The 14016-nt window shown below is 53.8% G+C and carries 10 protein-coding genes, 1 tRNA gene and 1 rRNA gene; 7 read left to right on the top strand and 5 right to left on the bottom strand.

Annotation, left to right across the window (positions count from 1 at the left end; genetic code table 11):
• Window positions 1-113 precede the first annotated feature (113 nt).
• Window positions 114-189 (bottom strand) — tRNA-Glu (locus tag AB3N39_RS01795).
• A gap of 85 nt (window positions 190-274) precedes the next feature.
• Window positions 275-1816 (bottom strand): 16S ribosomal RNA (locus tag AB3N39_RS01790).
• A gap of 494 nt (window positions 1817-2310) precedes the next feature.
• On the opposite strand from AB3N39_RS01790, the gene AB3N39_RS01785 reads away from it, so the two are divergent.
• Window positions 2311-3264 (top strand): nickel/cobalt transporter, encoded by a 954-nt coding sequence (locus AB3N39_RS01785; protein WP_133293613.1) that lies wholly within the window; start codon window positions 2311-2313, stop codon window positions 3262-3264.
• A gap of 33 nt (window positions 3265-3297) precedes the next feature.
• On the opposite strand, the gene proP is transcribed toward AB3N39_RS01785, so the two are convergent.
• Window positions 3298-4800: a glycine betaine/L-proline transporter ProP gene (gene proP, locus AB3N39_RS01780; protein ID WP_023334221.1), complete on the bottom strand. Its 1503-nt coding sequence runs from the start codon at window positions 4798-4800 to the stop codon at window positions 3298-3300.
• Window positions 4801-5449: 649 nt separating this feature from the next.
• Between proP and kdgT the strand changes: the two genes are divergently transcribed.
• On the top strand, window positions 5450-6442 hold the full coding sequence (gene kdgT, locus AB3N39_RS01775; RefSeq protein WP_143344549.1) for a 2-keto-3-deoxygluconate transporter: 993 nt from the start codon (window positions 5450-5452) through the stop codon (window positions 6440-6442).
• Between the two features lie 58 nt (window positions 6443-6500).
• On the opposite strand, the gene AB3N39_RS01770 is transcribed toward kdgT, so the two are convergent.
• Both AB3N39_RS01770 and crfC read right to left on the bottom strand, forming a co-directional pair.
• Entirely contained in the window at window positions 6501-7376 is an 876-nt protein-coding gene (locus AB3N39_RS01770) for a diguanylate cyclase regulator RdcB family protein (RefSeq protein WP_111964169.1), read from the bottom strand.
• Window positions 7373-9727 (bottom strand): clamp-binding protein CrfC, encoded by a 2355-nt coding sequence (gene crfC, locus AB3N39_RS01765; RefSeq protein ID WP_367897016.1) that lies wholly within the window; start codon window positions 9725-9727, stop codon window positions 7373-7375. Before crfC ends, AB3N39_RS01770 begins: the two co-directional genes overlap by 4 nt.
• Window positions 9728-10322: 595 nt before the next feature.
• Between crfC and AB3N39_RS01760 the strand changes: the two genes are divergently transcribed.
• The 5 genes from AB3N39_RS01760 to phnE all read left to right on the top strand — a co-directional run bounded on the left by AB3N39_RS01760 (window position 10323) and on the right by phnE (window position 14011).
• Window positions 10323-10658 carry a zinc ribbon domain-containing protein YjdM gene (locus AB3N39_RS01760; protein ID WP_111964171.1) on the top strand — a complete coding sequence of 112 codons (336 nt, stop codon included), beginning with the start codon at window positions 10323-10325 and terminating at the stop codon, window positions 10656-10658.
• Window positions 10659-10738: 80 nt separating this feature from the next.
• A complete protein-coding gene (gene yjdN / locus AB3N39_RS01755; RefSeq protein WP_133293611.1) occupies window positions 10739-11179 on the top strand; it encodes a VOC family metalloprotein YjdN in 441 nt (146 codons plus the stop codon).
• A gap of 172 nt (window positions 11180-11351) precedes the next feature.
• Window positions 11352-12140: a phosphonate ABC transporter ATP-binding protein gene (gene phnC / locus AB3N39_RS01750; protein ID WP_023618659.1), complete on the top strand. Its 789-nt coding sequence runs from the start codon at window positions 11352-11354 to the stop codon at window positions 12138-12140.
• Window positions 12141-12164: 24 nt separating this feature from the next.
• On the top strand, window positions 12165-13181 hold the full coding sequence (gene phnD, locus AB3N39_RS01745) for a phosphonate ABC transporter substrate-binding protein (protein WP_133293610.1): 1017 nt from the start codon (window positions 12165-12167) through the stop codon (window positions 13179-13181).
• Window positions 13182-13231: 50 nt separating this feature from the next.
• Window positions 13232-14011, top strand: a complete 780-nt coding sequence (gene phnE / locus AB3N39_RS01740; protein WP_136196024.1) for a phosphonate ABC transporter, permease protein PhnE — start codon at window positions 13232-13234, stop codon at window positions 14009-14011.
• The last annotated feature ends 5 nt before the right edge of the window (window positions 14012-14016 follow it).

Genomic DNA, 14016 nt, shown 5'->3' with positions numbered 1-14016 from the left:
TCGTTTCAATTTTCAGCTTGATCCAGATTTTTAAAGAGCAAATATCTCAAACGTGACTCGTAAGTCAGTTTTGAGATATGACGGCAGGTGACTTTCACTCACGAACCAGCAAGTGGCGTCCCCTAGGGGATTCGAACCCCTGTTACCGCCGTGAAAGGGCGGTGTCCTGGGCCTCTAGACGAAGGGGACACTGAAGTCTCAATCGCAAGACGCCTTGCTATTTACTTTTCATCAGACAATCTGTGTGAGCACTACAAAGGCAGGTTCTTTAAGGTAAGGAGGTGATCCAACCGCAGGTTCCCCTACGGTTACCTTGTTACGACTTCACCCCAGTCATGAATCACAAAGTGGTAAGCGCCCTCCCGAAGGTTAAGCTACCTACTTCTTTTGCAACCCACTCCCATGGTGTGACGGGCGGTGTGTACAAGGCCCGGGAACGTATTCACCGTAGCATTCTGATCTACGATTACTAGCGATTCCGACTTCATGGAGTCGAGTTGCAGACTCCAATCCGGACTACGACGCACTTTATGAGGTCCGCTTGCTCTCGCGAGGTCGCTTCTCTTTGTATGCGCCATTGTAGCACGTGTGTAGCCCTACTCGTAAGGGCCATGATGACTTGACGTCATCCCCACCTTCCTCCAGTTTATCACTGGCAGTCTCCTTTGAGTTCCCGGCCGGACCGCTGGCAACAAAGGATAAGGGTTGCGCTCGTTGCGGGACTTAACCCAACATTTCACAACACGAGCTGACGACAGCCATGCAGCACCTGTCTCAGAGTTCCCGAAGGCACCAATCCATCTCTGGAAAGTTCTCTGGATGTCAAGAGTAGGTAAGGTTCTTCGCGTTGCATCGAATTAAACCACATGCTCCACCGCTTGTGCGGGCCCCCGTCAATTCATTTGAGTTTTAACCTTGCGGCCGTACTCCCCAGGCGGTCGACTTAACGCGTTAGCTCCGGAAGCCACGCCTCAAGGGCACAACCTCCAAGTCGACATCGTTTACGGCGTGGACTACCAGGGTATCTAATCCTGTTTGCTCCCCACGCTTTCGCACCTGAGCGTCAGTCTTTGTCCAGGGGGCCGCCTTCGCCACCGGTATTCCTCCAGATCTCTACGCATTTCACCGCTACACCTGGAATTCTACCCCCCTCTACAAGACTCTAGCCTGCCAGTTTCGAATGCAGTTCCCAGGTTGAGCCCGGGGATTTCACATCCGACTTGACAGACCGCCTGCGTGCGCTTTACGCCCAGTAATTCCGATTAACGCTTGCACCCTCCGTATTACCGCGGCTGCTGGCACGGAGTTAGCCGGTGCTTCTTCTGCGGGTAACGTCAATCGCTGAGGTTATTAACCTCAACGCCTTCCTCCCCGCTGAAAGTACTTTACAACCCGAAGGCCTTCTTCATACACGCGGCATGGCTGCATCAGGCTTGCGCCCATTGTGCAATATTCCCCACTGCTGCCTCCCGTAGGAGTCTGGACCGTGTCTCAGTTCCAGTGTGGCTGGTCATCCTCTCAGACCAGCTAGGGATCGTCGCCTAGGTGAGCCGTTACCCCACCTACTAGCTAATCCCATCTGGGCACATCTGATGGCAAGAGGCCCGAAGGTCCCCCTCTTTGGTCTTGCGACGTTATGCGGTATTAGCTACCGTTTCCAGTAGTTATCCCCCTCCATCAGGCAGTTTCCCAGACATTACTCACCCGTCCGCCGCTCGCCGGCAAAGTAGCAAGCTACTTTCCGCTGCCGCTCGACTTGCATGTGTTAGGCCTGCCGCCAGCGTTCAATCTGAGCCATGATCAAACTCTTCAATTTAAGTTTGATGCTCGTGAATTAAACTTCGTAATGAATTACGCATGTTCACTCAGAGACTTGGTATTCATTTATTGTCCGAAGACATTAAGAATCCATGTCACTTTGAGTGCCCACACAGATTGTCTGATAAATTGTTAAAGAGCAGTGCAACGCGGCTTTCGCTCACCGTTGCGAGGTGGCGTATATTACGCTTTCCTCTTTCAGAGTCAACCCGTTATTTCAGGATTTTTTCTCTTCAACCGACCGGGCTGTTTGTGAAGTGATTCACATCCGCCGTGTCGATGGAGGCGCATTATAGGGAGTTCCCGAACGACCGCAACCGAAAAGTTGCAAAAAAATGACTGACTGCTGCATTCCCCAGCAAAACCCCGCCTTATACCCTTTTATGCACAAAGTTATCCACAATCATGCACGGTTCCCGACGCGATCCCACGAATTGAGCGGTAAGATCAACTATACTAGCGGCAAATACTCTCCTCTGTGCAGGCCGCATCATGACCACACAACGCCTCACCCGTGACTGGCGTCTCCCTACCGCTGGGTTGATGCTTCTGGTAATTCTCTTTGCCGGTTTTACCCTGCATACGCACTGGAACGCCTTTATCCAGTGGTGTCTTGCCACACAAATTACCCTGCACCGTTATCTGGTGATGTATCTGCTGCAGCTTAATAATCACCAGTACAGCGGAGGATTATGGCTGTTAACGGGGGCTTTCCTTTATGGTGTCCTTCACGCCATCGGACCCGGGCACGGAAAATTCATTGTGACAACCTATCTGACTACCAATAAGGAAAGCGAGCTGGCCACCCGGGTCGTTCCCTTCCTGGGCAGCCTGATGCAGGGCGTCAGCGCCATTCTGTTTGTCTTTATTCTGGCGGTAGGATTTAACCTCGCCTCAGGGGATATTAGTACCAGCCGCTGGTATGTGGAGAAGATCAGCGCAGTGCTTATTGGCGCATTCGGCGCATTTGTCATTTACCAGGCGCTGAAAAGTCTGCGTCCGCGCAGAATGTCTGTCTCTGCCATTAAGCCACTTCATCAGCACGGCGAACACTGTGGCTGCGGCCATCACGGCGTAGGTACAGACCTGACGCAGGGCGACTGGAAAACCCGTCTGGGCGTGATTCTGGCGATTGGCGCACGCCCGTGCAGCGGGGCGATCATGATTCTGATGTTTTCGAACGCGCTGGGCATTGTCACCTGGGGGGTGGCCGCAGTCATGACCATGTCTCTGGGAACCGCCCTCTCTATTGTGGGGCTGTCCCTTGCTGTAAGGTACGCCCGCGAACGCACGGTGACCTGGTTCGGAGAAAGCGCCTCATTAAGATGGCTGGTACCGGCAGTCAAAATAGCCGGAGGGATAGTCCTGATCCTATTCGCGACAGTGCTGTTCCTGACGGTGATCCCCATCAGTGCCAATGGCGACTACATCGCCGCCGGATGCTAATAAAAGAAAACCCGCCGTTGGCGGGTTTCTTTATTACTCGTTGATGCGTGGATGCTGATCCACCAGTCGGGAGCGTTTTTTCTGCAGCTCTTCAATCTCAGCGTCAATATCCTCAATCTTCTGCTCTACATTATCGTAGTGCTCACGCAGGATCTCTTTCGCTTCCTGGATATCCGATGCCGCAGGCGTTGCGCCTTTCAGAGGACGATTTGCCGTCTCCTTCATGGTAATACCGGTAATCAAACCAATCACCGCGATCACCATCAGGTAATAAGCAGGCATCATCAGGTTCTGTGTGCTCTCCACCAGCGAGGCGGCAAGCGTTGGGGTCAGACCGGCAATCAGCACCGAGATGTTAAAGGCTGCGGCCAGCGCGCTGTAGCGAATGTGGGTCGGGAACATTGCGGGCAGCGTTGAGGCCATCACCCCGATAAAGCAGTTAAGGATCACCGCCAGCATCAGCAGACCGGCAAAAATCAGCCCCAGCACATCACTGTTAATAAGAATAAATGCCGGGATTGCCAGAGCAAACAGCGCAACGCTTCCCAGAATAATGAACGGTCGACGACCAAAACGGTCACTCAACAGGCCCATAATCGGCTGCACAAACAGCATACCCACCATGATGGCGATAATAATCAGCACACCGTGATCTTCCGAATAGTGCAGGTTATGCGACAGATAGCTCGGCATGTAGGTCAACAGCATGTAGTAGGTCACGTTGGTCGAAATCACCAGACCAATACAGGTCAGCAGGCTGCGCCAGTGCTTAGTGGCAATCTCTTTGAACGATACCTTAGGACCATCCTGCAGCCCTTCGCGGTCACCCTGCTCCAGTTTATCGACGTGCTGCTGGAAGGCAGGCGTCTCTTCCAGCGCATGACGCAGGTAGAGGCCAATAATCCCCAGCGGCAATGCCAGGAAGAACGGAATACGCCAGCCCCAGTCGAGGAAGTTATCTTCACCCACCACGGTTGAAATCAACACCACGACGCCCGCCCCCAGGACAAACCCGGCAATCGAGCCGAAGTCCAGCCAGCTTCCCATAAAACCGCGCTTACGGTCCGGGGAATACTCGGCAACGAAGATCGAGGCACCGGTATATTCACCGCCTACGGAGAAGCCCTGGGCCATCTTACAAATCAGCAGGAGAATGGGTGCCCAAATGCCGATGGTGGCGTAAGACGGTATAAGGCCGATACAGAATGTACTGATCGACATAATAACGATGGTGATAGCAAGGATCTTCTGGCGACCATATTTATCGCCGAGCATACCGAAGAACAGACCACCCAGCGGGCGAATCAGGAAGGGAACGGAGAACGTACCCAGTGCGGCAATCATCTGCAGGCTGGGATCGGCCCCGGGGAAAAACACTTTACCTAACGCATAGGCCACAAAACCGTAGACACCAAAATCGAACCATTCCATCGCATTACCGAGCGAGGCTGCGGTAATCGCTTTACGCAGCTTTGCGTCATCAATAATGGTGACGTCGCGAAGCGTGATGGGTTTAATCTTTTTCCTTCTCAGCATAGCTATCCTCGTTGACTCGGCCCTGTCTGTTTCACAGTCCAGTATGCGTTCTGTGAACCATGGGATCCGCTCCATGCGAATCGCCTTATTCAAGCGTAGCAGGTTTACTTACATTGACGTTTTACATCGATACAACCGAACCTGTTGACGCCTGCCTGGGCAGTTAATGACCTTTTTACCCTACCAGCGTTTATATTTGTGATCAACTTCACATATATTTTTGCGTCTGGTCAACTCAGTCCAATTTTTGTCAAGGAATGCCAATAAGCACTTCCTTACCCTCCCCAAAAGAACATCCTCACGCGCGTTTTTATTTCTTTCGTAACAGAAAAACAAACCACGTTAATTCACATCAACTTTACATAAATTTTCATCAACAGGATCCGGCCTCAAGCTTTACATTGAATATGTGACAAAGATAACTAAAACGATGTTTTATTTTCATTGAATCAATATTCCAATGATCGCATGATAAATCCGAATACAACGTTTTATGTGTTTTCAAAAGAGGCTAATCGCGAGCACACATTTAATTATGTTGCTGGGCCATCGAAAAAAGACGGCAAGCAATAAGAGCAATCAATTGAATTTATTGACTAATTTTTAACACCTATCCCCCGTGCTGCGGGATCCGATGTGAGGTTTGTCTATGAAGATTAAAGCCACGATAGAACGCATTCCTGGCGGTATGATGCTGGTTCCGCTGGTGCTGGGCGCGATCCTGAATACCCTTGCTCCCAATACCGGAGCTTATTTTGGCGGTTTCACTAAAGGCATGATAACGGGCACGGTTCCGATTCTTGCCGTCTGGTTTTTTTGTATCGGCGCGTCCATTAATTTGCGGGCAACGGGTACCGTATTACGGAAATCCGGAACGCTGGTGATAACCAAAATAGCGGTAGCCTGGGCGGCGGCAATGATATGCGCAATGTTCATTCCGGAGAATGGAATTCAGACCGGGTTCTTCGCGGGATTAACGGTCCTGGCAATTGTCTCGGCGATGGACATGACCAACGGCGGATTATACGCCAGCCTGATGAACCAGTACGGAACGAAAGAAGAGTCCGGCGCATTTGTGTTGATGTCACTGGAGTCCGGCCCATTAATGACGATGCTGATCCTGGGGTCTGCTGGCCTGGCCTCGTTTGAACCCCACCACTTTGTCGGCGCGATCCTGCCCTTCCTGGTCGGTTTCGCCCTTGGCAATCTCGATCGCGATCTGCGTGATTTCTTCAGCAAAGCCACGCCGGTGCTGATCCCTTTCTTCGGTTTCGCACTGGGGAACACCATCAACCTGAAGGTCATTCTCGATACAGGCCTGCTGGGGATTGTGCTGGGTGTCGCCGTGATCGTCATCACCGGCATTCCGCTGATTATTGCTGACCGCGTAATCGGAGGAGGAAACGGCACGGCGGGCGTCGCCGCCTCTTCAGCCGCAGGTGCTGCTGTCGCAAACCCGATGATTATTGCTCAGATTAACCCGGCCTTCGAACCGGTCGCTGCTTCAGCGACAGCACTGGTTGCCGCGAGCGTGATTGTCACCGCGATTCTGGTGCCCATCATCACGGCGCTGTATGCGAAGCGCTACGGGAATATGCATGAGACCCAGCCTGAACCGGAGCCAATAGAAGCGAATCATTAACACACCGCACCAGATCATCCCCTCTCCCCTTGGGGAGAGGATCGGGGTGATAAGGGATTCATCCAAAAATTTCTTCCACCATCCCGTCCACCAGCCGTTTTGCCGAACAAAGCCTCGGCATGCCCAGCGCGACGGTCTGCCAGTTTTGCGTCACTGACCAGCTCACCGGATGTTGATCCGCCTGACACCAGTCCCCCAGCCAGCCCAGCATATCTTTATGATCGATTAAGCCCGGAGAGGCCGGCGTTGTAAGCCACTGGTGATAGAAATGGCGGGTCGTGGGTGACGCATTGATACCCTGCGCCAGATAGTTAGCCGCCATGCTGCGCAGGTTATCCTTAAGCATTGCCGCCACATCTTCATTCGCGAGGCGGCATGCGTCACCAAATGCCCCCCAGCGCAGCTCTTCGAGGACGATAAAACAGCGCCCGGCCAGCGACCAGCCATCATAATGTCCGGCCCGCCAGCGGGTAAAAATCTGCTCGCTGTGCTCGCCCGCCTGCACCGTCAGCCCGCGCTGGGTTAGCGCCTTCTCTTTCCAGGCGGCGCGTTGGGTAAAATGAGAAGAGAGTTCAGCGTACTGCTGCATCAGTCCGGGGGACTGCTGGGCGCGCGGGTGCGTCTGCTGGCGCAAAGCAATCAGTTTCTCTGCCATCAGCGTCAGCGCGAGATGACCCGGGTCAAGCATGCCGGCCAGTTTTTCCGCCAGCCCCAGGCGCAGCGCCGCATTTTCATTGAGCATACCCGCCATCGCCCAGGGGCGTAGCCGGGTATGCGTCATGATTTCCTGAGTCAAACGCTCACGAAACTGAAGCTGTTGAGGTCCCAGGTGAGGATGACGCGCCGCGTCCACTCCCTGAACCAGATCGACCATAAATTTTGGATTAATACACTCCAGCGTTCGCCCGGGGCCATCCAGTAGTGGTGTTGTCATGGTTGCTCTGCCGCGAATAGAGTTTGAATATCATCGCGTAACAGTCGGGTATCTTCCTGTATCCACGTCGCAGTAGTAATACTTTGCTTCAACAACTGGCAGAGCGCTCGGGTTGAATGCTCATTCTGTTGACGCACTGCGAGGCTATCACGCAAGCTTTCCTGTAACCCGGTCAGGCACAACGAAAATTCTGCAAAGAACGTTGCCATTCCTGCCGTAACAGAGACATCGACCTGCGCGGACAAAGCTTTACGTATTTGTTCACAAAACTGATCAATATGTTGCTTAAATTTGTCATGTAGCTGCGCAATGTCGATAACATAGCGCGTGCGCGTTTCCACATACTCATCCCAGCCCCAGCCCGGATTATTGAGCCAACGAGAGACCGTTTCACGCATGCTGCTCCCACCGGAGGGAGGGGCGGCCTGGCTGTCGTCCTGTGCAATCGCATCGTTGAACAGCGCTCGCGTATTGAAGTTAAGCTGGCTTGCCTGAAACGCGGGGAAACTTATCCGCGCCCGAAAACCCGCATGGCTCAGATGCTCTTTAATACGCGTTTCGATGGGGCGCACGGCTTCGTTCAGGGAACGCGCCAGCGTAGATTCAAGCTGGTCGAAGCGTAACGCCAGCTCCCGGCAAATCTTCGTCTGTGCATCCAGCATCACCAGCTCGCAGGAGGAGCGGATTTTACTCAGCGCGATCTGCGCCTGCCCTTCATCTTCCAGAACCAGCTGTTTCAGCTCGTGCAGCTCGTCACCGCGAAGGTTCTGCCGATCGATACCTGCCAAATCAAGAATATGCTGAGCGCTGAACACCTCACCAATCGCCTGGTGAAGCGCAGTTTTTTGGGCTCCCATAAAGTCCGTAGTGGCGTTCAGAGCCTCTTCAACCTCATGTTTCACCTCATCGCTCACCACGCTCTGACGCGTCTGCAGAAGCGCCATGTCCTCTTCCAGACGTGCGATGTTCAGTTCCAGCGCCTCAAAAGCCACCGTCAATCCCTGATAGCGGAAGTCGAGGTACTCCCGGGCATTTTGCGCGTAGTTAAGCAGCTTATGCGAGGCCGAACGCAGCGCGTAAAGCGAAGCATTGGCATAGGCGGCGTAAATCAGTTTGCGTATCGGTTGTTCGAATAGCGAATCTTCCCAGAGCAAATCGGCAGAATGACGAATATGGTCGATATCGTCCAGGTCCGCCGTGCGCCAGCGACGTCCAAGCGCAGCTTCAGCAAAATCCTGCACCCAGGGTTGCTCCTGATGATCCGGCAGTTGTCCGTGGGTACTCATCTCGTAGCGAGCGCGGTTCGCCAGGTAGGCCCACATGGACGAAACGGGGTAGATCTGGCCAGGCGAAATATTGCCTTTCATTAAGGTGCCGGAGATCATCGCCCGGATCTGCTCTTCATCGTCGCTATTGCGATCTTTCTGATCGAATTTATTGACCAGCGCATACAGCGGCACGGATTTTCCCGCCGCAGAAATGGCCTGGCGGACTTCTTCATCAGAGATGGATTTAAGCTGGGTATAATCCATCACGGCCAGCACCGCCGACGCGCGGGACAACTGCTCGCTGAGCATTTTTTGCAGGTGCGGCTGTCCGGCCTCATTCGGCCCGGGCGTATCGAGCAGCGTCAGCTGTCCGAGGTGAGCATCCAGACCCGCAAGATGCACGAACTCCACTTCAATTACCGGGATATGTTCGATAGCCGCATACTCAGAGAACGGAAACTCTACACCTAATGCCTGGGAAAGCCTCACCAGGTCGTTGAGACTTTTCAGACAGTGAAATATCGGCTGTGCGCCCAGGTGATGCTTCTCAAACGCTTCCCCTTTTTCAATGCGCTCCAGCAGCGTATTCATGTCTTTATCAATTTCCAGACGCTGAGCCAGCTTCCCGCGGTCGTAATCGCATAGCTTTTTCTGGAGCAGTTGGATCAATTCATCAATGGGCGAGGCATGCGAGAAATGCAGCACCGGCTCCTTCTGACCCGGCGTGTGGCGAATCAGAGTAGGAAGTGCCGTCATCGGACGATTGCGATTCGGCAACACTTCGGTCCCCACAATCGCATTAATGGTGGTTGATTTTCCCGCCTTCATGGTGCCCACAATGGCCAGGACCATTTCCAGCCGGGTTATTTTTCGTAATTCATTATTCAGCATCGCCTGCTGCGCTTCGACGCCGCGCGCGCTAAAATGCAAAGGTAAAACGTTGTTCTTTTCACCCGTAATAGCAGCCGCGGTGCTCTCCAGCATCGCAGTCGGCATTGATTTCAACGTATCAAGGTTTTGCAGGGCGAGCTGTAGCAAACGCTCAGCTTCCTGGCTTAATTCAAAAATGGTCTGTGTGTGCATGATAAAAGCCTTTCCTTAACGCAAATTTATTACTTTTATTAAGCCACTGGTATTAATTATGTTGTTCAGGCTTATATGATTACGTGTGGAAAACATGTTCGCCGAAATATAACTGATTGATGATAATCAGAAATAATTCACTATCCTTGCATGGCGTGTATAGCTTCCCTCCTGGCCTGACAGCCAAAAGAAAAAAAGCGTAGCCCATTTTTAAGAAACTTCAGGATATATCATCATTATTTCCCCCCTAAAAAGAGAGGTAATACCCCACTGCCATAAGATATGTAGAGCAGCGAAGTCCAGAGATAAATAACAATGTGTCGCTTCACCTTATCCGAAATGAAGGAACGTAGCAATTTGCCGCAATAAAATATTCGATATATTTAGCGTCATTTCTTCCCACCGTGTTAATGAGGTAAGCATCGCTTAACTGACTGACAGGAAGTGTCACTCCCGATACGTTTTTTGCATTTTTTTAATTCACAATGTCACCGACAAACGTGTGGATTTGCGCTATACTTGCCGCCTTTTTCGGCACGCTGCCGTCATTTAGCTGGCACTTTCCAGCGCGTTTACACTTTTTGAGGATACCGATATGTCACTCCCACACTGCCCAAAATGCAATTCTGAATACACCTATGAAGATAATGGCATGTTCATCTGCCCGGAATGCGCTCATGAATGGAATGATGCCGAACCATCAAACGATGCTGATGCACTTGTCGTCAAAGATGCGAACGGCAATCTGCTGGCGGACGGCGACAGCGTCACCGTGATTAAAGATCTGAAAGTGAAAGGCAGCTCTTCCATGCTGAAGATCGGCACCAAAGTGAAGAATATCCGTCTGGTTGAAGGCGATCATAATATCGACTGCAAAATTGACGGCTTCGGTCCGATGAAGCTGAAATCAGAGTTTGTGAAAAAGAACTGATTTACCCGCCCGGTGGCGCTTCGCTTACCGGGCTTTCGGGCACTACACTTAACGGGCTTATCTTACGTGAGGTAAAGATTATGCCGTTAAGTCCCTACATCTCTTTTGCCGGCAACTGCGCTGAGGCCACCGTCTTTTACCAGCAAGCCGTCGGCGCAGAACTTCTCTATAAAATCACCTTCGGTGAAATGCCAAAAAGCGATAACAGCGAAGAAGGCTGTCCGTCCGGTATGCAATTTCCGGATTCGGCTATCGCCCACTCCAACGTCCGCATTGCGGGCAGCGATATCATGATGAGCGACGGGATGCCGCCCGGCAGCAACGCGCAGTACGCGGGTTTTACGCTGGTGCTTGACACCCAGGACGTCAATGAAGGCAAGCGCTGGTTCGACAACCTCGCCGCGGGCGGGAACATCGACATGGCGTGGCAGGAGACCTTCTGGGCGCACGGTTTCGGTAAAGTCACCGACCAATACGGCGTGCCGTGGATGATTAACGTCGTCAAGCAACAAACGTCGTAGGCAGGACACGCGCAGCGCATCCGCCCACAGCGCCGGTGGCGCTGCGCTGACCGGGCCTACGGTGATTGTCATCAAACTCCGCTCAACTCTTCAAACTCCCGCAACCTGCACTTAACCCAAATGTCACATTGATGCGCCAGCATGAGGCCACATTTATCGTGAGGCCCAGCACATGCAAACTGTCATCCGCGTCGAGAAACTGAGCAAGACCTTCAATCACAACAAGGCTCTGCATGCCGTTGATCTGACCGTCCGGCAGGGCGACATGGTGGCGCTTCTCGGGCCTTCTGGCTCGGGTAAATCCACCCTTCTGCGCCATTTGAGCGGGCTTATCACCGGCGATAAAACGCCGGAAAGCCACGTCGAGCTGCTGGGTAATACCGTACAGCGCGCCGGGCGTCTGGCGAGCGATATCCGCAAGAGCCGCGCCCAGACGGGCTACATCTTCCAGCAGTTCAACCTGGTAAACCGCCTGACGGTGCTGGAGAACGTGCTGATTGGCGCGCTCGGCAGCACCCCGTTCTGGCGCACCTGTCTGCGCTGGTTCACCCCTTCCCAGAAGCAGGAAGCCTTACAGGCGCTGACCCGCGTCGGTATGGCGCATTTCGCCCACCAGCGCGTCTCCACCCTGTCCGGCGGGCAGCAGCAGCGCGTGGCGATTGCGCGCGCGCTGATGCAGAAAGCGCAAATCATTCTTGCTGACGAACCCATCGCCTCGCTGGACCCGGAGTCCGCCCGCATCGTGATGGAGACCCTGCGCGACATTAACCAGAACGACGGCATTACCGTGGTGGTCACGCTCCATCAGGTGGATTACGCCCTGCGCTACTGCGAACGCATCGTCGCCCTGCGTCAGGGGCACGTGTTCTTTGATGGCGCGAGCCATCAGTTTGATAACGAACGTTTTGACCATCTCTACCGCAGCATTAACCGCGTCGAAGAGAACGCGCAGGCTGCTTAAATAAACCCGATCCGAGGAAAGTACATGAGCTACAAAGCCGTTGCCGCGCTGGCCTTTACCAGCATGTTCAGCCTCAGCACCCTGTTAAGCCCGGCGTATGCGGAAGAGCAGGAAAAAGCGCTGAACTTCGGCATTATTTCGACGGAATCACAGCAGAACCTGAAACCTCAGTGGGAACCGTTCCTGAAAGATATGGAAACCAAACTGGGGATCAAAGTGAACGCCTTCTTCGCCCCGGACTACGCGGGCATCATCCAGGGGATGCGCTTTAATAAAGTGGACATCGCCTGGTACGGCAACCTCTCCGCCATGGAAGCGGTGGACCGCGCGAACGGCCAGGTCTTTGCCCAGACCGTCGCGGCCGATGGCTCCCCTGGCTACTGGAGCGTGCTGATCGTCAACAAAGACAGCCCGATCAACAACCTCAATGACATGCTCGCCAAACGCAAAGAGCTGACCTTCGGCAACGGCGACCCGAACTCTACCTCCGGCTACCTTGTCCCTGGCTACTACGTCTTCGCCAAAAACAACGCCTCCGCCAGTGACTTCAAGCGCACCGTAAACGCCAGCCACGAAACCAACGCTCTGGCGGTGGCCAACAAGCAGGTGGACGTTGCCACCAACAACACCGAGAACCTCGACAAGCTGAAAACCTCAGCGCCGGACAAGCTTAAAGAGATCAAGGTTATCTGGAAATCGCCGCTGATCCCGGGCGACCCAATCGTGTGGCGTAAAAACCTGTCCGAAAGCACCAAGGACAAGGTGTACGACTTCTTTATGACCTATGGCAAAACGCCGGAAGAGAAAGCGGTTCTCGAACGTCTGGGCTGGGCACCGTTCCGCCCGTCAAGCGACCTGCAGCTGGTTCCGATTCGCCAGCTGGCGCTGTTTAAAGAGATGCAGGGCGTCAAGGACAGCAAGGGACTGAAGGACGAGGAAAAGACCAGCAAAGTGGCCGAGATTCAGGCCCAGCTTGAAGACCTCGACCGCCTGACCGCCGCGCTCGGCGCGATGACTAGCGTGAATAAAGCGGTGCAGTAACTTTCTCCCCTCTCCCTTGAGGGAGAGGGAGAACAGATTAAGGAGCCAACATGCAAACCATCACTCTCCCGCCGCCAAAGCGCGGCTGGTTCTCGCTCATAAGCTGGGCCATCCTGCTGGCGGTGCTGGTTATCTCCTGGAAGGGCGCGGAAATGGATCCGCTGCTGCTCTTCAAAGACGCGGGCAATATGGCGACCTTCGCCGCCGACTTCTTCCCGCCGGACTTCAGCCAGTGGCAGGACTACCTCAGTGAAATGGCGGTCACCCTGCAAATCGCCGTCTGGGGCACCGCGCTTGCCGTCATTCTCTCCGTTCCGTTTGGCCTGATGAGCGCTGAAAACATCGTGCCGTGGTGGATATACCAGCCCATGCGCCGCCTGATGGACGCCTGTCGCGCCATCAACGAAATGGTCTTTGCGATGCTGTTCGTGGTCGCCGTTGGCCTGGGTCCGTTCGCGGGCGTGATGGCGCTGTTCATCCACACCACCGGCGTGCTCTCCAAGCTGCTCTCGGAAGCGGTCGAAGCCATCGAACCCGGCCCGGTGGAAGGTATTCGCGCAACCGGCGCCAACAAAATCGAAGAGATCCTCTACGGCGTCCTGCCGCAGGTGATGCCGCTGCTGATCTCCTACTCGCTGTACCGCTTCGAATCCAACGTTCGCTCCGCCACCGTGGTCGGTATGGTGGGCGCAGGCGGGATTGGCGTCACCCTGTGGGAAGCGATTCGCGGTTTCCAGTTCCAGCAAACCTGCGCCCTGATGGTGCTCATCATCGTCACCGTCAGCCTGCTGGATTTCCTCTCTCAACGTTTGCGTAAGCACTTCATCTGAGAAGC

This window comes from Enterobacter vonholyi (genome assembly GCF_040834095.1).
In the GTDB taxonomy this organism is placed as follows: Bacteria; Pseudomonadota; Gammaproteobacteria; order Enterobacterales; family Enterobacteriaceae; genus Enterobacter; species Enterobacter vonholyi.
The sequence above is the reverse complement of the archived record's forward strand: the minus strand, read 5'-3'. Positions and strand labels throughout refer to the sequence as shown.

What these genes read in the sequence shown, in the direction of transcription:
- proP (WP_023334221.1), bottom strand. Translation starts at nt 4,800, where the DNA reads ATGCTGAGAAGGAAAAAGATTAAACCCATCACGCTTCGCGACGTCACC.
- AB3N39_RS01785 (WP_133293613.1), top strand. Translation starts at nt 2,311, where the DNA reads ATGACCACACAACGCCTCACCCGTGACTGGCGTCTCCCTACCGCTGGG.
- yjdN (WP_133293611.1), top strand. Translation starts at nt 10,739, where the DNA reads ATGCCGTTAAGTCCCTACATCTCTTTTGCCGGCAACTGCGCTGAGGCC.
- kdgT (WP_143344549.1), top strand. Translation starts at nt 5,450, where the DNA reads ATGAAGATTAAAGCCACGATAGAACGCATTCCTGGCGGTATGATGCTG.
- phnC (WP_023618659.1), top strand. Translation starts at nt 11,352, where the DNA reads ATGCAAACTGTCATCCGCGTCGAGAAACTGAGCAAGACCTTCAATCAC.
- AB3N39_RS01770 (WP_111964169.1), bottom strand. Translation starts at nt 7,376, where the DNA reads ATGACAACACCACTACTGGATGGCCCCGGGCGAACGCTGGAGTGTATT.
- phnD (WP_133293610.1), top strand. Translation starts at nt 12,165, where the DNA reads ATGAGCTACAAAGCCGTTGCCGCGCTGGCCTTTACCAGCATGTTCAGC.
- phnE (WP_136196024.1), top strand. Translation starts at nt 13,232, where the DNA reads ATGCAAACCATCACTCTCCCGCCGCCAAAGCGCGGCTGGTTCTCGCTC.
- crfC (WP_367897016.1), bottom strand. Translation starts at nt 9,727, where the DNA reads ATGCACACACAGACCATTTTTGAATTAAGCCAGGAAGCTGAGCGTTTG.
- AB3N39_RS01760 (WP_111964171.1), top strand. Translation starts at nt 10,323, where the DNA reads ATGTCACTCCCACACTGCCCAAAATGCAATTCTGAATACACCTATGAA.